The organism is Dorea sp. Marseille-P4042 (genome assembly GCF_900290215.1).
GTDB lineage: Bacteria > Bacillota > Clostridia > Lachnospirales > Lachnospiraceae > Dorea > Dorea formicigenerans.
The window spans coordinates 540,575-561,905 of sequence record NZ_OLMI01000002.1 but is presented as its reverse complement, the minus strand read 5'-3'; the positions used below and the strand labels follow the sequence as shown (position 1 = coordinate 561,905).

Below are 21,331 nucleotides of genomic sequence, written 5' to 3'. Positions count from 1 at the left end.
CCGGGCAGACGGAATCTTAACAGTTACGCAGAAAGAAAATGGAAGTCTCTGCTACATAAGTGGCAGGGACTTCTCTAGTATAACAGGAGAAAAAAGATGAAATTAGCAAAGATAAAGAACAGAATCAAGTCTGTGGTGATGGCTTCGGCACTTAGCCTTGCCCTGCTGGCTGGTTTTCCGGCAGTGGAGGCACAGGCGGCTACAGGAAGTGTCTATACCTGTACCATCAACCGGTGCTATGCACATCCGGTAACTGGAGTAGTGGAAGATTCCGGCGGGGCAGGCTCTTACGCTACAGGACAGGGAATGGTAGAAGGATGCGTGTATCCGACTGGTATTTTAGAGGTGGCAGATGACGGGAATTATTATCTGACGATCCGTATGAGTCTGATGGATTATACCAGTGGACATGATTTTCAGGTACAGAGTGTCGGTGACTCCGGCTGGTCAGGTACAGGGTATGCACAGACAGGTACAGGTTCTGACAGTAACGGAACGACAGCCGATGTTGTAATTCAGGTGCCAAGTGAAAATTGTATCGTGCGTGGAACGATGTATGTAGAACCAATGGGAAGAAATGTTGTATTCTATCTCTACCCAAGTGATTACAAGGAAGGTAATAACACTGATATGAATGCAACGATGGTAACTGGAAGTGCAGCAAGTAACGGAACAGCAGCAGAGAGTTCTTCCGATGGAGGGTCGGCAGTATCTGGTTCTTCAGGCAGCTTAAGCTCTGGAAATTCTTCTCTTCAGAGTTCAGGAAGTACTTCATCCGACAGTTCCACAGGCAGTGCGTCATCCGGTAAGAAATTACAGAGCAGTATATCAGAAGCAGCAAAGCCAAGCAGTGAATCGAAAACTCCGAGTACGGACAGCAGTACACTGGACAGTGCAGAAGGATTAAGTCTTTCTACCGCAAAGGATGCAGATGCATCAGACAGTGACAGTACTTCCACATCGACTTCAGGAAACAAGGTATTTCAGATCGCACTTGCGGTTCTGGTGGTAGGTCTGATCCTGATCGGTGTTGTGGCTGCTGTGGTATTCTATTTCCGTAAGAACTGGAGACGCTGGGGAGGTGGACAGGACGATGATGAATAGAAGATTAAAGAAAGCATCCGCAGTCCTGCTTGCGATGACCATGCTCTTTTCCCTTGCAGGATGTGTCAATCAGAGTCAGGGAAAGAAAAGCAGTGACCCCGGGATAAAGACCGAGAGTAGTGCGGATACTTCTTCGGAATCCGCAGAGTCGTTATTGAAGATCACCGATCCGAAGGAAAAGGCTGCGGTGGAAGCAGCGAAGAAGAAGGTGCAGGAGCTGGACGGAGAGCCGAGGATCATTGCGACCTCTCCGGCAACCGCAGATATCTGTGACAAGCTGGAACTGGATTTGGTGGGTGTATGCAGCAGTACCGTATCCACCATCCCAGACAGATACAAGGATGTAGAGACGGTCGGAACAGCCATGAGTCCTGACACCGAGATTTTATCCTCTTTAAAACCGGACTGGATCTTAAGCCCGGTATCCTTACAGAGTGACCTGCAGCCGAAGTATGAAGCCATCGGTTCTGACTGGGCATTCTTAAACCTCAGAAGTGTACCGGGTATGTACCGTTCCATCCAGGAGCTGGGCGAGATCTTCGACCGGCAGGATCAGGCAGATAAGCTGGTGAAGGAATTTACCGAGTTTTATGATGATTATAAGAAGAAAAACGAAGGCAAGGACCATCCGAAGGTGATGATCCTGATGGGACTTCCGGGAAGTTATATCATTGCCACACCGAACTCCTATGTGGGAAGTCTGGTGGAACTGGCAGGCGGTGAGAATGTGTATTCTGACACCGATCAGGAATTTTTGACCGTCAACACGGAAGATATGAAGACCAAAGAGCCGGACATCATTCTGCGTGCAGCCCATGCACTGCCGGATCAGGTGGTCGAGATGTTCAATAAGGACTTTGCCGAAAATGACATCTGGCAGCATTTTGATGCAGTGAAGAATGGCAGAGTCTATGACCTGACGTATGAATACTTTGGCATGAGTGCAACGTTTAAATATCCACAGGCACTGGAAGAGTTACAGCCGATCCTGTACCCGGAGAGTGATGAAGATACACAGAAAGCAAAAGAAGCCAGTGACAATGCACAGAAGAAAGCCAAGGATTCTGACGCAACTGAGAAATACAACGAACAGCAGAGCAAGTAGAAAGGAGAGGACAGATGAAAGAGACAGAATTGCAGAATACTTCTGAGACTTCTAAAACCGAAGTCCAGAACCTCTCCGCACAGGATAAAGCAAGGAAACATCGAAAAACAGCAAAAGCAGCCATTTCTTTTATCGTGATGATCTTGCTGCTTGTGGCATTATTCTTTGCGGCAGTGAACATCGGAAGCCTGAAGGTCAGCTTCCCGGAACTGCTGAAAGGATTGTTTGTAGAATACAATGAAGATGTGGCAACGATCTATGACCTGCGGTTCCCACGAATTGTAATCTCTATGTTAGCAGGAGCAGCGATAGCGGTATCGGGTGTGTTATTTCAGGCGGTACTTAAGAACCCTCTTGCTGATCCGGGAATCATTGGTATTTCCAGTGGAGCAAGTTTTGCGGCAGTATTGATTACCGCATTTGCACCGACTTTATTTTTCTTCACTCCATTATTTGCATTTCTTGGCGGTGTGATCGCCTTTGTGCTGGTCTACAGCCTGTCATGGAAAGGGGGATTAAGCCCTCTTAGAATCATCCTTGTCGGTGTGGCGGTGGATGCGATGTTTACGGGACTTTCCAGTGCATTAAACTCCATGAACGGTGGGAATATGTCCGGTGTGGCAGCCATCGTCAATGGAAATATCACCATGAAGACATGGGATGACGTGAAGACCTTAGTACCATATGTTGTGATCGGACTGGTGCTGGCACTTGTTATGACAAAGATGTGCAACCTCCTGGCACTGGAAGATAAGACAGCCCGAAGCCTTGGCATCAATGTCAATGCCATGCGTATCGTGATTTCCCTGATCGCTGTACTGCTTGCAAGTATTTCCACAGCAGTGGCCGGAGTGATCAGTTTCTTAGGACTGATCGTACCGCATATCGGAAGAATCCTGGTAGGAAGTGACCATAAGGCATTAGTTCCATTTTCTGCCTTGTTTGGGGCATTTACATTTTTACTTGCTGATACCATCGGAAGAACCATTGCTGCTCCGTATGAAGTGTCCGCATCGATCATCATGAGTGTGGTCGGAGGACCATTCTTCGTTATTCTGTTAAGGAGGTCGAAAAAGTATGCAAAATAAAGAGAACAAAAACAAGCTGACCTCGGAAGATATGGAACTGATCAGGAATGATTCCACTTTTGAGCAAAAGAAAAAAGAGAAAAAAGCGGATAAATGGGCAGACAAGCCGGCGATGGAAGTCAGAGACCTACATTTTGCGTATGGTAAAAATAAAGTGTTAAAAGGCGTATCTTTAAAGATTGAGGAAGGTAAGATCACGACTATCATGGGGGCGAACGGATGTGGAAAATCCACTCTGTTCTCCCTGATGACGAAGAACTTATATCCGGGGAAAGGAAATATCTTCCTCAAGGGAAAGAATATCCAGAACCTGAACTTAAAAGAATTTGCCCGAAAGGTAGCCATCGTCCAGCAGTATAACAGTGCATCGGACGATATCACTGTTGAGAATCTGGTAGCATTCGGACGTACCCCACATAAAAAGATGATGCAGGGGGACAGTGCCGAGGATGAGCGTATGATCGAATGGGCACTGGAAGTCACGAACCTGATGGAGTACCGGGACAGAGAAGTATCAAGACTTTCCGGAGGACAGCGCCAGAGAGTATGGATCGCAATGGCACTTTGTCAGGGGACAAAGACGCTGTTCCTTGATGAGCCGACCACCTATCTGGATATCCGGTATCAGATTGAGATCCTGCAGCTTGTAAAAAAACTCAATCAGGAATTTGGCATTACCATTATTATGGTACTGCATGACATCAATCAGGCAATCACTTATTCAGACAACATCATCGGAATGAAAGACGGAGTGGTACTGGTGGAAGGTGATCCGGAGGAAGTAATCACCGAAGAAAGCATCCGGGAACTGTATGGTATCGAGCTTGGTGTGACGAGAGTAGACGGACGGAAGTTTGTGCTGGCGGTGTAGGAAAATAGAATCAGAATCACAAATAAAAAAGGGAGAGAACTCCCACAGGAGAAAAGAAAGAAGATGAAAAATCCATTAAAAATAGTCTGGATTGTGTTTGGATTTCTTTGTCTGGGACTTGGTACGATAGGAATTGTACTTCCTATCCTGCCAACTGTTCCGTTTTACATGGCAACGCTGTTCTGCTTTGCCAAGAGTTCAAAGAAACTGCATGATTGGTTCATAGGAACGAATTTATATAAGAAACACCTGGACAGTTTTGTCCAGAAAAGAGCCATGACGATGGGAACAAAGTGCAAGATCGTAGGAACTGTGACCGTAGTTATGGCGATCGGATTTATCTGCATGAAGAATGTGCCGGTTGGAAGAATCTGTCTGGCAGTGGTGTGGGTGTGCCACATCCTGTATTTCTTCTTAAGGGTAAAGACAGTAAAAACGGGAGAAATGGAAGCGGAATAAACAGCTTTGATATGAATAAAAAGAATAAAGTAGAAAAAAAGCGGCAGAAGGAACAGCATGTCGTGGAAGAGATGATCCGGCTGTACTGCCGGAAGAATCATAAGGAATATGACAAAGAGACAGGAAGGATGTGTCCTTCCTGTCAGGAACTTTCAGATTATGCCAGACTCAGAAGCCAGAAATGTCCCTTTATGGAAGAGAAAACATTCTGTGCGAACTGTAAGGTGCATTGCTATAAGCCTAAGATGAGGGAGAAGATCCGGGAGGTGATGCGGTTTTCCGGACCGAGGATGCTTCTGTATCATCCGGTGCTAGCAGTGTGGCATCTGGTGTGCAGTGTGAAAGAAAAATAGTGTAAAAATAATGAAAAAAACGAAACCCATATAAAATAAAGTGAGTTGGTAAAAGCAAATGATTAAAACAAGACTGGTGGGACTTTTATCCCACGCCAAAAAGTACATTGTCTACACCATCCTGTGGCAGTGGGCGGCATTGCTCTCGCAGGTACTGGCAGTATTTACGATTGCTGAACTGTTGGAGCGCGTGGTCTATCGTGCGGTGACAGTGCCGGTGATTGAGAGGACAATCCTGATCCTCGTTCTGGTGGTGATCATACGATTTGTATGTGAACGGATGGGGGCAAGGTCTTCGTATCTTGCATGTGTAGACGTCAAGAGAATTTTAAGAGAAAAGATTTATGACAAGATGTTGAAGCTGGGGGCATCCTACAGTGAGCAGGTGTCTTCTTCTGAGGTGGTACAGGTTTCGACAGAGGGTGTTGAGCAGTTGGAAACGTATTTTGGAAAATACCTTCCGCAGTTGTTCTACAGCCTGATCGCACCACTGACCTTATTTCTCATTCTTTGCAGAGTGAGTGTAAAGGCAAGTGTGATCCTGTTGATCTGTGTGCCACTAATCCCGATCTCGATCGTTGTGGTACAGAAGATTGCAAAGAGATTATTAAATAACTATTGGAGCATCTATACCGGACTGGGAGATTCGTTCCTTGAGAATCTGCAGGGACTTACCACATTGAAGATTTATCAGGCAGACCAGCAGAAAGCAGACGAGATGGATGTGGAATCCCAGAACTTCCGCAGGATCACCATGAAGGTACTGACCATGCAGCTCAATTCCACAAGTGTGATGGACATTGTGGCGTATGGTGGTGCGGCGATTGGTATGGCAGTAGCGGTATCCGAGTTTTTAAAAGGAAATATTTCAGTAAGCGGAACGCTTTGCATCGTCCTGCTTGCCAGCGAGTTTTTCCTGCCGCTTCGTCTGCTCGGTTCCTTTTTCCATATCGCAATGAATGGAATGGCAGCAAGTGACAAGATCTTTAAGATCTTGGATCTGCCGGAACCACAGGACGGAGAAAAAACACTGCCGGAGGTCGCGTTAGATGTTACATTAAAAGATGTGCACTTTTCTTATGAAGAGGACAGAGAGATTTTAAAAGGAATCAACTTAAATCTTCCGGCAGGAAGTTTTGTATCACTGGTTGGTGAATCCGGATGTGGTAAGAGTACGATTGCCGGAATCCTTGCAGCAAAGGACCGGGGATATACTGGAGAAATCACCATCGGCGGTGAATCACTTTCTGAGATCAATGAAGCTGACCTAATGAAACATGTGGTTCTGGTGCGCCATAACAGTTATCTGTTCAAAGGTACGGTAGAAGAAAACCTGAAGATGGCAAAACCGGATGCAACGAAAGAAGAGATGGAAGCTGTCCTTCAGAAAGTCAATCTCTTAGGGTTCTTACAGACACAGGATGGCTTACAGACACAGTTGCTGGAAAAAGCAAGCAACCTGTCCGGCGGTCAGTGCCAGAGACTGGTGATTGCCAGAGCATTGCTTCGGACAGACAGTGCAGTTTATATTTTCGATGAAGCGGCATCTAATATTGATGTGGAAAGTGAAGAACTGATCATGAACGTGATTCATGAACTGGCAAAAACAAAGACGGTGCTTCTGATCTCCCACAGACTGGCAAATGTCGTGAAGTCCGACCAGATTTATTTCTTAAAAGACGGGGAAATCAAGGAAAGTGGAAAACATGACGAACTGATGAGCCAGAATGGTGCATACAGACATCTATATGAAAGCCAGATGGCTCTGGAAAACTATGGAAAAGGGGGAGTGGCATAATGAGTGAACATACAAATACAACAAAACGTAGAAGTGCCATTCAGATCATGGGAAGCCTGATCGGGTTAGTAAAACCCCTGCTCCATATCATGCTGGCAGCAATTATCCTTGGAACATTGGGTTACTTGTGTGCGATCTTCCTGACAATACTGGCAGGACAGGTCATCGTGCATGGACTTCTGACAGGGGTAGCCGGAATGATCGTTCCGGTAGAGAAGATGTGGTTAGTATTTACCCCGGTAAAGACGATTATCACAGTCATGATCGTGATCGCAGTTCTCCGGGGAATCCTGCATTATGTGGAACAGTATTGTAACCATTTTATCGCTTTTAAACTGTTGGCAATCATCCGCCATAAGGTATTTGCGGCATTGCGGAAGCTCTGCCCGGCGAAACTGGAAGGCAGAGACAAGGGAAATCTGATCTCGATCATCACAACAGATATCGAGCTTCTGGAAGTGTTCTATGCACATACCATTTCCCCGATTGCGATTGCAACACTGACCTCGATGATTATGGTAATCTTTATCGGAAGGTATCACTGGTTAGCAGGACTGCTTGCACTGGCAGCTTATCTGATTGTCGGTGTAGCCATCCCGATGTGGAATGGAAAACGTGGCAGCCAGAAGGGAATGGAGTTTCGAACAAGCTTCGGAGAACTGAACAGTTTTGTTCTGGATTCCTTACGTGGATTAGATGAAACCATCCAGTACGGACAGGGTGAAAAGAGAAAAGAGCAGATGAGCAAGCGATCCAAAAACCTTGCCGAAATGCAGGAGTCATTAAGCAAAATGGAAGGCTCACAGCGTTCCTTTACGAACATGGTTATCCTGCTTGCATCCTTTGGAATGCTGGCACTGACGATCTGGCTCTATGCAAAGGGCGAGATGGGATTTGAAGGAATCTTAACCTGTACGATCGCAATGATGGGTTCTTTCGGCCCGGTAGTAGCATTATCAAGCCTTTCCAACAACCTGAACCAGACACTGGCAAGTGGTGAGCGTGTTCTTTCTCTTCTGGAAGAGACACCGCTTGTGGAAGAAATTCCGGGTGACGTGGAAACTTCCGGTGCAGAGAGCATGGAACATGGATTTACAGGAGCAGAGGCAGAGAACGTAACATTTGCTTACGGTGAGGAAGTTATTTTAGATAACTATTCACTGAAATTACAACCGGGTAAAATCACAGGGATTCATGGTGCGAGCGGTTCCGGAAAATCTACACTCTTAAAACTGTTGATGCGGTTCTGGGATGTGCAGGATGGAAGTGTATCGGTAGACAGTACAGATGTCCGCAAGATTCCAACCAAGCATTTAAGAGATATGGAAAGTTATGTTACGCAGGAAACACACCTGTTCCATGATTCCATTGCAAACAACATTGCCATTGCAAAGCCGGGAGCATCCAGAGAAGAGATTATGGAAGCCGCAAAGAAAGCATCTATCCATGATTTCATTATGACACTTCCAAAAGGATATGACACAGAAGTCGGAGAACTGGGTGATACGCTGTCCGGCGGTGAGAAACAGAGAATCGGAATTGCAAGAGCATTTCTCCATGAATGCCCTCTAATCCTCCTCGATGAGCCTACATCGAACCTCGACTCTTTAAATGAGGGAATTATCTTAAAATCATTGAAAGAATCGGCTGAGAAGAAAACAGTTGTCCTGGTATCCCACAGAGTATCCACAATGAATGTGGCAGATGTGGTATATGAAATGGAGAATGGCAGAATTTCTTAACAGCAGGAATGCAGAAGAAATACTTTCCAAAAGGGGATAAAGTAGTATATGAAAATTGGAGAATCCAAAGAAGATTATCTGGAAGCGGCGTATGTATTGAAACGTCAGAAAGGATATGTCCGTAATTTTCTGCTTTGTAATTATCTGAACTATTCCAAAGCGAGTGTTTCAGTTGCAGTACGTGGACTGCTGGCAGATTCCTCCAGACAGGTAGTTACCCATGAGATTATCTTTGAAAAGTTATGGAAAGAACCGTATGGAGATGACTCTGCCAACATGATCTGGTGTTTTGTACGCAGACTCCGCAAAAAACTGGAAAAGACAGAACCGGAGGCTGCAAAGATTATTCAGAGTATACGAAAGGTGGGATATTATTTAGATATAGGCATACATTAAGCAAAATGTAGAAAAATGTCGAATTATGCGAAAAGTGACTGGCAGATGACTGTTACATTACACAGTTCTGACAGTCTTTTTCTATATACTTCTTTTTGTGGTGTTTTAGTAAGGCATGACAAGGAGAAGAGTTATATTTGCATCAATGGAGGTCCTTAAAAAACAAAAGAGTAAGAGGAAAAGAAGTGCTGTAATCGATGAGGTTGCAGCACTTTTTTCTTCGACATTTTTCGAACATTATAACGTACCTATCCGGTCACCGCCATGCTCCGATTTGATTTCTATATCAAAAATCAGATCGGAGGAAAGATAAATGGCTTATAACAAGACAAGTGAAGAACGAAAGTGGAATTATTGGAAAGAACAGGAAGAAAAGAAATTGCGTGAACTGGGAATGGAAGAAGAGAAGATCCAAAAGCTGCGCCAGATGGACAGGGAAGACTTTCTGGAAGAGCGCAGATACCGGGAACATCTGGATGAAATGATGCAGGATATGGATTCCATAAAACAAAGGGACAGAGGACGGTTTGCACAGGATATCCGAGAACTTTTAGACAACATTGGAGACCGACGGATCTATGAATTATTAAAGGGCACAGAACATCAGACATTAGAGATATTTTTGCTTAGTACATGGGGATATTCAGGAAGAGAAATCGCTAAGATCATGGGACTTGCAGAGCAGACTGTTTACACAAAGAGAAACCGTTTGAGAAATAAATTAAAAAATTTGTTGAAAATTGAATAATTATGGCGGTTTTTGCCGGCTATTTAATAAGGAGGTAAATTTTTCCGATGTACTTTTACAAATGCATACCAACATTACAAGGAAGTTTCCGTAAGTAGAAGCGTGTCAGGAAGGCGCGAGGGCAGATGAAAATGGCAGGAAAGAATAAAAAAAATCTTTGCTGGTGTTTTTGTTTCGAGCGAATCCACTTTAACTGAAACAGGACCGTGGCGGTCTTTTGCGAGGATCACTTACGAGGGGATAATGATACATAGGAACTGCCAGTGAGCAGAAGATGGACTTTGGGTTGTAATCAGCAAGACCTATAGAAAATCCATGAGCGGTGCGATGCCAAGCATCCGCCTGTAATGTTCCCGTAAGGCAAAGGGGGAGTCGAGGACAAATACAACGCCAAAAAACAAAAGTATAAGAAATCAAGGAAGAATGTGTCGTTGATATCAGATACATGCGGCTGTAGGGAGAAATCCTTTACAGCCGTATTGATGTGGTATCAGCACGCATATCAGGTAACAAATTATGTATTACACAAGAGAATATCTCAATAGAGCGCATCGAGAAATTGATACTATTTTCCGAGTGCTGTTCCCGGAACATGGAATGGCAGTAAAGGAAGAACAGATTATGTTATGCCACGAAATGCTGGATAACCTGCTGGGAAGAAACATAGCACTGTGTGACGCGGGGGTCGGTATCGGCAAGACGTATGCTTATCTGGTGGCCTGTGTTCTGATGAGAAAATATTCCCTCCTTACAGAAGGATGTTCCCCTTATGAGCAGCGTCCGGTCGCGATATCCACTTCCAGCATTGCACTCCAGAAAGCAATTCTTACAGAATATATCCCTTTTCTCTCCCGGGTTCTTCAGGAGAACGGGACGATTCAGGCCCCCATTAAAGCTGTGATACGAAAAGGAAAAGAACATTTTGTCTGCGATGAGAGGTTGGAGCAACGAATCGTTGCAATCGAAGAGAAAAACAAAAATGCGTTGCAGAAAGAAGCTTTGCAGTCGTTGAAAGAACATTATGATATGGACGAAGTGTCCAACTTAAGTGGGTTTGACAGAAGGATGGTGAGTGTACCGAAGTTCTGTTCGGGAGACTGCCCGAAAAGAGGTTCGTGCAGGTATCAGCAGTATCTGGAGCGTTCCAGAGATAATGAAATGTTCATTCAGATTTGCAATCACAATTATCTGCTGGCTGATGGTTATCACAGACTGCAGGATTACCGTCCGTTACTAAAAGACTACCGGGCATTGATCGTAGATGAAGCACACAAACTGCCGGATGCGGCAAAGCAGATGTTCGGGAAGAGCCTCTGTTATGACGATATCCGGGAGATCTGCTTTTATCTTGGAAAAGAATATCAGGGACCGGAGATAAGAAAACTGTCCGGGACGATCCGGATGGTGCTGGATGTGATAGGAGAAAACCACAGAACCAGATACGGGTTAAAAGAAGAATTTCACATGACAGAAGAGTGTGCCATGTATTTATATGAAGGGATACAGACCATGAATAAGATCATAGAAAAAATAGAAAAGAAGATCCCGAAGTGGATCAGAAATAAGCTGGAAGAAACCAGAAGTGTGTTGGAATGCTTTTTCCATCAGGATAAGAAGTATGTGCTGCATCTAAAACAGGATCAGAAACATCGGATCATATTGTGTGCCTCCAGCAGACGGATTCCGCAGTATCTGGACCAGATGTTGTGGAGCAGAGGAATGGGAGCAATCCTGACAAGTGGAACATTAAAGACCGGACAGGGATTTGCCCATATTCGGAAGATGATAGGATTACAGAAAGTGCAGAGGGTACGTGAATATGTAGCAGACTCTCCATTTGAATATCAGAGGAACTGTCTGTTATATCTGCCAAAAGATCTGAAAAAGTGCAGAAGAGGAAGTCAGGAAGAAACCGAGATGATAGCTGACCATATCCATTCGTTAATCTGTTCGACTTACGGACATACACTGGTGCTGTTCACATCGTATCAATTGATGGGAAATGTATATCAGATGTTGAGGGATGAGATTCCTTTCCCGATGATCGGAGTGTGGAGACATTCCCCGGAAGAAATCACAAGATTTAAACAGACAGACAATGCTGTTCTTTTTGCAGCCGGTTCCTGCTGGGAAGGAGTCGACTTTCCCGGAGATATGGTATCCTCGTTAATTATTGTAAAATTACCATTCGCTGTTCCAGATCCCATCAGTGAGGCACAGAAGAAAGAATATGATTGTCTGAAAGACTACATTCAGGCAGTGGTCGTTCCGGATATGCAGAAAAAACTAAGGCAGGGGTTCGGACGTGCGCTCCGCACAGAGAGAGACACCTGTGTCGTGTCCATCTTAGATGAGCGAGCAGGAGAAGAAGGAAGATATCATGAGGAAGTGATGTGCGCACTTCAAAAGTGTAAGATGGCAAAAGACATCAAAGATGTCCAGCGTTTTATCAGGAACCGGAAGAGTGTGGAATATTACCTGTAAATGCTTGTGGATCTGTTACAATCACAGCAAATTTACGGCGAAATGTTTGGTGGTATTTCTTGGGCGTTTTCGGTGGAATTGGTGGTATTGATGAATAGCTATTTGGACATGAAGTGGGTATACTGTGTATAGCGTTAGGAGGTGAGCAGCATGAAACGATATGAGATGAATAGACAGAAAGAGGGATCTATAACCTATTTCTTTATAAGGGATATAGAAACTTGGGATATCGTTCTACTGCCAACAAAATATCTGATGCATATGACAAAAGCTAAGTGTTCACCAAATACGGTACGCAGATCCGGGTGCTCCATTTTATATTATCTTGAATATATAGAGGAAAAAGAAAAGAAGCTTACAGATGTATATGAAATGTCTTTTGATGAACAGACAAAATATTTTGTAGAGTTTCTATATTGGTTGAAAGCCGGGAATCATACTTCGGATAAAATGAATATCTTACCGAATAACGGAACCTGTAACGCATATTTAAAAGATGTGTTCAGGTTCTATGTTTTTATAGAAGAGGAATTTAGCCAATTTGGTGGATTAAAAGTATTATCATATAGCCAGTTTACAGCAGTAGATTCAGTTGGTCTAAAGAAAACGATACGTTCAAGAAGTTTTAAAGGCTATTTGAAAGAAGAAGAACACAAAGCGAGGACAGCAAAAAAGGATGAGATTATAGAAATATTAAAAGCATGTACAAGTATTAGAGACAGACTGCTAATCCTTTTACTGGCAGAAACAGGATATCGAATTGGAGAAATCCTTGGAATCAACTATATGAATGACATTGATTATAGTAATCAAGTGATTCGGGTATATTTTCGAGAGGATAATGAAAATGGTGCGAGAGCTAAAAATGCAGAATACAGAAGTGCGAAAATCAGTGCAGACACATTTCAGTTTTTAAATTGTTACATTGCAGAATATAGAAAAATACTTCAACATCAATCGTATCTTTTTGTAAATATTTCGGGAAGAACTGTCGGCAATCCATTAACAGTAGATGCCGTCTATGCGATGTTGAAGAGAATGGAAAAGAAAACAGGGATTAAAATTACACCACACATGCTGAGACATTATTTTGGAAACGAAAGAAGAAAAGCAGGATGGGCGCTGGAATTGATACAGATTGCTTATGGACATCGTCATATTCAGACAACAATTAACTATTTGGATATAGTAGATGATGAATTACTGGAAGCAAGTCAGGAGTTTTATAAGAAGAACACTGCATTGTACGGGATTGACGAACTACTATAGGAGGTGATTGGAATGCCTGCAGTTCTACAACAATGGATAGAAAAATCAGAGGAACGAAACAGGCGAATACAGCAGCTACGGAACGAAGTGACTGAAATAATGGAACTTAATGTTATGGATGTCACATATAGAATGTTGGTAGAATTTCTGGCAGATGAAGGAATTGAACATATTTCTGAGATGGATTATATCTTAAGAAAAAGATATGAAGTTTATATGTCTGAACTGATAAAAGAAAAAAGTGTTTCAAGATATCTAAGAATATTTGATAAAGTCAAACAAGAGTATATTCGAAAACGGATCGAAACTCCGATGGGAAGGCTGGAATGTCAGTGGACGTATAAGAATACTATTTTATTTATTCCTTATCATTCGGATCAAAAGATTGTTCTGTCAGTGGAGCGGGTCAAAAATCGCAGTAATATGGTATGGGATTTTCAGATATTTCTGGAACGGAAAATTGAAAATGAACAGAGAAGAAATAGGCTGCGGAGTATTGTTGGCCTTGCCTGTAGGATCACATTTTTACAAACAAAAGAAATTCGCTGGGATGCAACGATATGGTATTTAGAAAAGTTTAAAATTCCGAAAGAAAGATTAAATCCGAGTGATCCGGTGGAAAGAATATCATTTAGAGAAGTGCTACATCCGGAAAATCGAAAACTACTTCAGGAATATATGAAGTATGAAATAGGAATTGGTGAGATGGCAATAAGTACTGTCTATGAAAAATTCCGGATCATTCGTAATTTTTTAAAAGAGATAAGCGATGAGCAACAGAAAGTAACTACCTGTGACGCAGAAAGAATTGACCAATATTTAAAAAAGCGGCAGGAAGATGCTAATGAGGCGAAAACTTTTAATACTCAAGTAACGAGTATACAATACTTTTTCAAATTTCTTGAGGTAAGAGGATATGTAGATAAAGTACCATTTCGTGCAGAATACTATTGGGAAAAACAGATGCTGGTACATCATGACAGATGCGTAGAAGAAGATGTATATATGGAGATTATCCAAAAATTATCTAATTTTCCAGAACATCTGAGAATGATGTTTTTACATTTATGGTGTATTGGTCTGAGAATCAGCGAAGTGTGTACGCTGAAAGGAGATGCATACTATCATCAAAATGGTGATTATTGGATGAAAATATATCAGGTCAAAATGAAGAATTATAAAAGAGTTCCAATACCGGAAGCGTTATATGATCTTATGCAGGTATACCTTAATAAGAATAGAATCGCAAAAGAAGATTATATTTTCCAGAATCGAAAGGGTGGAGCGTTTTCAAAATCTACCTTTAATGAACAAATGAAAAAGTATTGTGCAGCGTGCGACATACAAAATGGTGAATACCTGTTTAAGTCGCATGATTATCGACATACGGTAGCGACCAATCTTTATGATCATGGAGTGTCACGACAGGGAATCCGGGATTATCTGGGGCATAATTATGAAGAAATGACAATGCAGTATATTGATTATATGCCAAAAAAAATAGCAAGAAGGAATGAGGAATATTTTTCAGATGAGAAGAATAGCTTACTGTCCTATGTGCAGAAAGGAGAGAAGGATGAACGAAAGAGTTGAATATTCACAATTAGATTGTTATAAGCGTGCTACAGATGAACAGAAGAGAAAATTAAATCAAGAACAATATTTTGATTTAGGATAACTTCCAGAGGAAACATTGAGAAAAGAATTTGAAAACTACATCCGATATAGGGGAACAAAAGTATCTATTTTAACAATTAAGACAGAACGAAATTATTTTAATAGTTTATGCGAGTTCCTGCAAAAGCCATCAAATCAGGTAAAGAGCCTGATGGAAAGAGACGAGAATGTTTGGATTAAACAGTTAAAAGCATGGATGTTACAGAAAGGCAGAGCATTAACCAAAGCGAAAAAAGAGTATATCAGAATGAATCTGTGGAAAAAGTAGCTTTAATAAGATATTTTGAAAATATTATACAATTTACAGTTGATTTGTCGGAAACAAATGAACTGATAAAAGATATTTGGTATTTGGAGAGGCTTCCGATTATAATCAGGTCTAATCCGATTGTAAATCATAAAACAATCAATTTTAGAAAAATTGAACAGCCAGACATTCGGGAAGAAATGAAGAAGGCAATTTACTATCATTTACAATATGAAGCAATTGCGACTGTTACGCGAGAAGTATCAGTAATGAATAAGTTTTCAAAGTATCTAAAAGAGAAATATCCTCAAGTGGATTCCTGCGAAGAAATTGATAGAAATATCATAGAAAAATTTTTGATTTATTTGAAAATAGAAGTGGAAAGCGGAAACGGAAAAAGGGATGATTTAATCAAATTAAGGGATGTGCTGGAGACAGTTGGAAAGATATATGGATGGGAGCAATTAGGAAGATTATTTATAAAATCAGATTTTCCACCGGAACGGCGGGGTGAATTTAAATATTATTCTGATAGTGAATTGAAAAGATTAAATGCACATATTGTAAAGCTGGAAGAACAAATAGCCAGAGCGTTGATTATACATCAATTATTAGGAAACCGAATATCAGATACATTAACTATGAGGAAAGACTGCCTTTATAGAAGGGATAATCAGGATATGGTGATTATTTATCAGCCTAAAAGCAGAAGATTTGAGAAGCCTGTCAGTGCAGAAGTTGCTCAGTTAATAAAAAAAGCAATTGTCTATGCAGAGCAGAATTATAAAGAAAGCATATACATATTTGCAAATAAAGATAATCCACAAAAACCATTAAATTATCAGACATTACGGGAAAAGGTCATCCGTATGATTTACGAAAATGATTTGCGAGATGATCAGGGAGAATTATTTGGATTTGGATCACATTTATTCCGACATACCTATGGGGTGAAATTAACAGAATTACATGTTGATGACTGGACGATATCAAAGCTTATCGGGCATAAAAATGTAAAAACTGTCAAGTATTACCGTAAGATGAGCAATCAAAGTATGGCGGATGAAACAAGAGAAGCACGAAATTATATGTCAAATGTTATTTTAGCAAATTTAGACGGATGGGGAGAGGAATATGAACAAATACGACAAAATGCTAGAATTAAATAAGAAGAAAAGCGAAGAAAAAGTAACAAGTGCGGTAAATACCATAAGAGAGATGGTAGTAGAAAAAGAAAAGGTTTCGATTCCAAAACTGATGAAAAAAACTGGGTTGTCCAGAGGATTCTTTTATAAAAATCCGATTGTCAGAAGTGAAATTGATCGTGCATTAGAACAACAGGCAGGAATGATAGATCCAAGGAGAATGATTATTGATCAGGCAATGGAAAGAGAGATGGAACTACTGCAACAACAGGTTCGAAAACTGAAATATGAGAATGAAAATTTGAAAAAAGAGAATGAGAAATTGAAAAAGGCATTAGCAAGAAAAGAATTGAATCTTATAAAACAGCTTTAAAAGTCTATACTATAAGCCAAAGCAGGTCTGCAAAGAAGTAGACCTGTTTTGGCTTGTGATATAGGCTATGATAATTTTAATATATTGCTGAATTATGCTTGAAAGGCATAATAAAAGATAAATGATAGGCATTGGACATAAAAGATAAATGTGGGGTAAGATAAATATAGTTAAAAAATTCTACAGTATTCAGAGTGAATAGGAAAAAACTATTGACCTGGAGTTTACTTTAAGTTGTAGGATATAGATAGTGAAATGAAGGAGGTAAATCTTATGGATATGGAAAAAATGAAAAAAGATCTTGGCGGTGGAGCAGTATTTGAACTTGGAGAAGAAAATGTTGCATTTGCAAAATATTTTACAGGTGAATGTTATCTGAATATGCTTACTACTGAGAGAGTTCCGGTAGGATTAGTAACATTTGCACCAAAGACTATAAATGCATTCCACGTACATCATAAGGGTGGACAGATTCTGTTAGTTACAGGTGGAAGAGGATGGTATCAGGAAGAAGGAAAGTCGGCTCGTGAGTTAAAAGCAGGAGATGTTGTGAATATTCCACCAGAAGTAAAACATTGGCATGGTGCAGCAAAGGATAGTTGGTTCCAGCATATTGCTGTTGAAGTTCCGGCAGAGGGTGCTTCAAATGAGTGGTTAGAGTTTTTACCGGAAGAAGAGTATAACAAATTAAAATAAAAGAATTTATTAATTGAAGAAAGTAGAGGATGAGAATAATGGCAAAAATTGTTCAGACAGCAGGAAGAAATGCTCTTGGAGAATTCGCTCCTGAGTTTGCGCATTTTAATGATGATGTTCTTTTTGGAGAAAACTGGAATAATGAAGATATTGATATTAAGACAAGAAGTATTATTACAGTTGTAGCATTAATGGCACAGGGAATTACAGATTCTTCTTTAAAGTTCCATCTTCAGAATGCAAAAGATCATGGAGTAACACAGAAAGAGATTGCTGCGATTATTACTCATGTAGCATTTTATGCAGGCTGGCCAAATGGATGGGCTGTATTTAATCTGGCTAAAGAAGTATGGGATGTTGAAGAAACGGAAAAAGTAGCAGAACTTCATCGAAAAGGGTACAGAAAACACAGTTTTGTATTGTGTTCAAGCCAGTAAATCCGGGGGATTGCGAGGGTGTAGTCCAGTTTAATGCAGGAATAACTGGCATATTCATCATGCAAAAAGCGGAGGCGGACAGATTCTTATCTGCATTGCAGGACGTGGATACTATCAGGAAGAAGGAAAAGAAGCAGTAGAAATGAAACCTGGAGATTGTGTCAATATTCCGGCAGAAGTAAAACACTGGCATGGAGCAGCACCAGATGAATGGTTTTCACATCTGGCAATTGAAGTACCGGTAGAAAAAACATCATCCGAATGGTGTGAAACAGTAACTGATGAGATATATGAAAAACTGAAATAACTACTTAAGTCCAATGTGAAATTTACTTTTTTATTTAACGAAAATAATTCAAACCAAGTCTTTTATTTTTTAAAAGTGTGATATATATTAAGTGTATACAAAAACATGCGCATTCTTTTAAAGTCGTCTATAAATCTTAAATTCTTCAAGAAAGGAGGAAAATCGTGAAAAAAGAGTATTGGGCGTTATTAGTTTTTGTGTTAATAATAGTATTGCAGTGGATTGGATTAGGATTTCATGGTCAAATAAGGTTTATTTTTTTGATAATTATATTAGTTCTAATTGTTTTATTTGCAATATTATTGCGAAAATAGCAAAAGTGATTTGTGAATAGTGAGGTAAAGGAACAAGGTGAAGCCGATACACTTAGGGCAGTCCTTTACGGAACGGACACAGCCAGTACCGCAATGATACATAAGAGGGCTTGAAAGAAGGTCACAAACCTTGCAAGTCCTCTTGTTTATTCTATGTGTCAGATTGCATTTTCTGATAATGAATCTTCGGCATTTACCCACATTTGCAATTTCCCTCAAGATATAATCGCGCATATTCAAGTGGTTCATCGACTGCAAGTGAAGTCAATGCACAGTCTGATCCGGGTGTGGTTTTTAAATCCTTTTCGGCGTCCCAGCAGTCAATCCTATCTCCTTATTGTTCAATCAATTATTTGCGACAAAAATTAGAAGCATTTCAATCAGTTCACCATGTCACTTTTATTTTGTGTTATACTGTTTTATATGTTTTCCTTGGTCTCCGCTGCCACTTCGGTCGGCACAGAGCAGAGGTCCACCGGACCTCTTGTGTCCTTGTATTTGCCCTTATCAGAGTTCGTAAACACTGACAGAACGATATAACACAAGGGAAACAATAAGGGAAAGCTCACCTGCGATAAATCCAGTGTTTTCAGAGAATTTAATAACAAAATATAACAGTTATTAAATCTCTTAAAACAGGTGAAATCTCAATCGGGATTGACAGAGGTAATGAAATGTTTGAAGAATTAGGAATTATGTAATGAACTAGGTCTTGGCGAAGAGGAGAAATAGTTAACAAAGAGAGGTGCATATGCTATGCCAAGTATACTCGTGGTTGAAGACGATGAAAATTTAAATCGTGGAATTACATTCTCACTGAAAAAATCCGGATATGAGGTTTTTTCAGCAGAATCAGTGAAAAAAGCGAAAAGAATTGCAAGTGATAATAATGTGGATGTTACCATTTGTGATGTGAATCTTCCGGATGGGAATGGACTGGAATTTGTAAGGTGGATGAGATGCAGTCAAAATACATACATTATCTGCCTTACAGCACTAGATCAGGAGATGGATCAGGTCATGGGATATGAAGCAGGGGCAGATGATTATATTACAAAGCCGTTTAGTCTTTCGGTACTTCTTTTGAAAATAGAAGCACATTTCCGCCGCAGACAGGAGAAAACGGAAGCCGGAAAGATGATTTCGGGAGATATCGTATTTATCGCAGGAGAAATGAAAGTCCTGATAAAGAGTCGTGAAATCAGTCTGACAAAAACGGAGTTGAAAATGCTGACTTTTTTTCTTCAGAATCCGAAACAGATTCTTTCAAAAACACAAATATTGGAAAATGTGTTTGATCTGGAAGGGGATTTTGTGGATGAAAATACAATCGCTGTCAATATCAGAAGACTCCGTGAGAAAATCGAAGACAATCCGGCTGCACCGGTCTATATAAAGAATATCAGAGGTCTTGGGTATATATGGAATCAGGAGGTAAGGCAGTGACAAAGAGATATCGCAAGAAGATTACAGTAGTGCTCTCCTTGGTATTACCTGTCATATTATTGTTTGCAATATTAAATTGCTTTACCACGTATGTGTTTTATGAAGATTATAAATATAAAATGAATCTTATGACAGAGATTGCTGCAAAGGAAGAATTTTCCGGGCTGGATGTTGTTTCGGAATTGCTTAAGGATAAGGATATTGAAACGAACGAACAGGGAAGGCAATTATTGGAGCAATATGGATACTGGGGAAATAAAGGGAATGCATTTTATATGCAATTTCGGCATCAGGTTATGGTGACCGGTGCTGTAAGCACTGTGATATGCGTGCTTTTTTTGAATTTTTTATTTTATTGGAAGAAAAAAGAAGATGCGTGTCATCAGAAAATTTTAGACCAGTTGGAAGAAATTCTGATCAGATTTCGTGAAAATAAATTTGATGATTTACTGAAAACGGAAAATGATGCAGAACTGGAAAAATTGAATAACCAGCTTGAAGCAATCGGACATCATATTCAGTTGCTAAAGGAAGAAGCACGGGCAGAAAAGGAGAACACGAAAGAAATGGTTTCTGATATTTCTCACCAGTTAAAGACACCGGTTGCAGCTTTGGATACATGTTTTAGTGTGCTGATGCAGAATGACTTAAGCGCCACAGAACAGGAGGAGTTTCGTATCCGTTGTCGGAGTGCTCTGGATGGACTGGAGACATTATTGCAGTCGCTTCTTGAAATATCCAAGATGGAAACTGGACTGATTCAGATTAATAAGAAAAAACTTCCGCTTATGGATACTGTCATATCTGCTGTGAACCGTACTTATCCCAAAGCGGATGAGAAAGAAATTGAATTCGTTTTTGACTATGAAAAAGAGCTGGAAACATGCACGATTATGCAGGATAAAAGGTGGCTTGGTGAAGCTGTGATCAACGTTTTAGATAATGCGGTCAAGTACAGTCCGTGTGGTTCAAAAATATTTATCCGGTTACAAAAAAGAAACGATCTTGTAAGAATGGAAATTGAGGATCAGGGAATTGGTATTCCGCAGAATGAGTATCACAAAATTTTTCAACGATTTTACAGAGGAAGTTCCAGGAAGGTCATGGAAAAGAGTGGTACAGGAATCGGACTTTTTCTATCGAGAGAAATTATCGAAAAACACGGAGGTACAATCATGGTAACCTCCGGCAAAAAGAAAAAAGGAAGCACGTTTGTGATTCAATTACCATATGTTGGTTAAATTTTAAGTGGGCAGAAATCTTACAATTCTG

At 40.8% G+C, this 21,331-nt stretch carries 19 protein-coding genes and 3 pseudogenes; 21 read left to right on the top strand and 1 reads right to left on the bottom strand.

Annotated features, from left to right (window positions below; genetic code table 11):
* Positions 1 to 96 precede the first annotated feature (96 nt).
* The 19 genes and pseudogenes from C7E02_RS08125 to C7E02_RS20665 form a co-directional block, all read left to right on the top strand.
* Positions 97 to 1,104: a heme-binding Shp domain-containing protein gene (locus tag C7E02_RS08125; protein WP_105309287.1), complete on the top strand. Its 1,008-nt coding sequence runs from the start codon at positions 97 to 99 to the stop codon at positions 1,102 to 1,104.
* Positions 1,094 to 2,209, top strand: coding sequence for a heme ABC transporter substrate-binding protein IsdE (gene isdE / locus C7E02_RS08120; RefSeq protein WP_005340206.1), 1,116 nt, complete (start codon positions 1,094 to 1,096; stop codon positions 2,207 to 2,209). The genes C7E02_RS08125 and isdE overlap by 11 nt, the downstream gene beginning before the upstream one ends.
* 14 nt (positions 2,210 to 2,223) lie before the next feature.
* On the top strand, positions 2,224 to 3,297 hold the full coding sequence (locus tag C7E02_RS08115; protein ID WP_105309286.1) for a FecCD family ABC transporter permease: 1,074 nt from the start codon (positions 2,224 to 2,226) through the stop codon (positions 3,295 to 3,297).
* On the top strand, positions 3,287 to 4,168 hold the full coding sequence (locus C7E02_RS08110) for an ABC transporter ATP-binding protein (protein ID WP_005340204.1): 882 nt from the start codon (positions 3,287 to 3,289) through the stop codon (positions 4,166 to 4,168). The genes C7E02_RS08115 and C7E02_RS08110 overlap by 11 nt, the downstream gene beginning before the upstream one ends.
* 63 nt (positions 4,169 to 4,231) lie before the next feature.
* Complete coding sequence (locus C7E02_RS08105; RefSeq protein WP_105309285.1) at positions 4,232 to 4,627, top strand: YbaN family protein; 396 nt, start codon at positions 4,232 to 4,234, stop codon at positions 4,625 to 4,627.
* 11 nt (positions 4,628 to 4,638) lie between these two features.
* Entirely contained in the window at positions 4,639 to 4,980 is a 342-nt protein-coding gene (locus C7E02_RS08100; protein WP_105309284.1) for a nitrous oxide-stimulated promoter family protein, read from the top strand.
* A gap of 58 nt (positions 4,981 to 5,038) precedes the next feature.
* A complete protein-coding gene (locus C7E02_RS08095; RefSeq protein ID WP_105309283.1) occupies positions 5,039 to 6,778 on the top strand; it encodes an ABC transporter ATP-binding protein/permease in 1,740 nt (579 codons plus the stop codon).
* Positions 6,778 to 8,520, top strand: coding sequence for an amino acid ABC transporter ATP-binding/permease protein (locus C7E02_RS08090; RefSeq protein ID WP_105309282.1), 1,743 nt, complete (start codon positions 6,778 to 6,780; stop codon positions 8,518 to 8,520). Before C7E02_RS08095 ends, C7E02_RS08090 begins: the two co-directional genes overlap by 1 nt.
* Positions 8,521 to 8,568: 48 nt before the next feature.
* The gene (locus tag C7E02_RS08085) at positions 8,569 to 8,916 is read left to right on the top strand and encodes a winged helix-turn-helix domain-containing protein (RefSeq protein WP_105309281.1); all 348 of its coding nucleotides are present in this window, start codon (positions 8,569 to 8,571) and stop codon (positions 8,914 to 8,916) included.
* A 313-nt stretch (positions 8,917 to 9,229) separates the two neighbouring features.
* Complete coding sequence (locus C7E02_RS08080; RefSeq protein WP_105309280.1) at positions 9,230 to 9,664, top strand: LuxR C-terminal-related transcriptional regulator; 435 nt, start codon at positions 9,230 to 9,232, stop codon at positions 9,662 to 9,664.
* A 516-nt stretch (positions 9,665 to 10,180) separates the two neighbouring features.
* Complete coding sequence (locus C7E02_RS08075) at positions 10,181 to 12,148, top strand: ATP-dependent DNA helicase (RefSeq protein WP_105309279.1); 1,968 nt, start codon at positions 10,181 to 10,183, stop codon at positions 12,146 to 12,148.
* A gap of 150 nt (positions 12,149 to 12,298) precedes the next feature.
* A complete protein-coding gene (locus tag C7E02_RS08070) occupies positions 12,299 to 13,417 on the top strand; it encodes a tyrosine-type recombinase/integrase (RefSeq protein WP_105309278.1) in 1,119 nt (372 codons plus the stop codon).
* Positions 13,418 to 13,429: 12 nt separating this feature from the next.
* A complete protein-coding gene (locus tag C7E02_RS08065; RefSeq protein WP_105309277.1) occupies positions 13,430 to 15,010 on the top strand; it encodes a tyrosine-type recombinase/integrase in 1,581 nt (526 codons plus the stop codon).
* Between the two features lie 100 nt (positions 15,011 to 15,110).
* Positions 15,111 to 15,362: a hypothetical protein gene (locus C7E02_RS19710; RefSeq protein ID WP_242978776.1), complete on the top strand. Its 252-nt coding sequence runs from the start codon at positions 15,111 to 15,113 to the stop codon at positions 15,360 to 15,362.
* Positions 15,350 to 16,510, top strand: coding sequence for a tyrosine-type recombinase/integrase (locus C7E02_RS08060; protein WP_242978775.1), 1,161 nt, complete (start codon positions 15,350 to 15,352; stop codon positions 16,508 to 16,510). Before C7E02_RS19710 ends, C7E02_RS08060 begins: the two co-directional genes overlap by 13 nt.
* Positions 16,476 to 16,859, top strand: a complete 384-nt coding sequence (locus tag C7E02_RS08055; protein WP_105309276.1) for a DUF6262 family protein — start codon at positions 16,476 to 16,478, stop codon at positions 16,857 to 16,859. Before C7E02_RS08060 ends, C7E02_RS08055 begins: the two co-directional genes overlap by 35 nt.
* Positions 16,860 to 17,132: 273 nt before the next feature.
* On the top strand, positions 17,133 to 17,555 hold the full coding sequence (locus C7E02_RS08050) for a cupin domain-containing protein (RefSeq protein WP_105309275.1): 423 nt from the start codon (positions 17,133 to 17,135) through the stop codon (positions 17,553 to 17,555).
* Positions 17,556 to 17,593: 38 nt separating this feature from the next.
* Positions 17,594 to 17,920, top strand: a pseudogene (locus C7E02_RS20670) (carboxymuconolactone decarboxylase family protein); the annotation flags it as partial.
* 103 nt (positions 17,921 to 18,023) lie between these two features.
* A pseudogene (locus C7E02_RS20665) lies at positions 18,024 to 18,299 on the top strand (cupin domain-containing protein); the annotation flags it as partial.
* A 472-nt stretch (positions 18,300 to 18,771) separates the two neighbouring features.
* On the opposite strand, the pseudogene C7E02_RS08040 reads toward C7E02_RS20665, so the two are convergent.
* Positions 18,772 to 18,941, bottom strand: a pseudogene (locus C7E02_RS08040) (DUF6061 family protein); the annotation flags it as partial.
* A 428-nt stretch (positions 18,942 to 19,369) separates the two neighbouring features.
* Between C7E02_RS08040 and C7E02_RS08035 the strand changes: the two are divergent.
* A complete protein-coding gene (locus C7E02_RS08035; protein ID WP_105309274.1) occupies positions 19,370 to 20,059 on the top strand; it encodes a response regulator transcription factor in 690 nt (229 codons plus the stop codon).
* Positions 20,035 to 21,300 carry a sensor histidine kinase gene (locus C7E02_RS08030; protein WP_105309273.1) on the top strand — a complete coding sequence of 422 codons (1,266 nt, stop codon included), beginning with the start codon at positions 20,035 to 20,037 and terminating at the stop codon, positions 21,298 to 21,300. The genes C7E02_RS08035 and C7E02_RS08030 overlap by 25 nt, the downstream gene beginning before the upstream one ends.
* Positions 21,301 to 21,331: the final 31 nt, after the last annotated feature.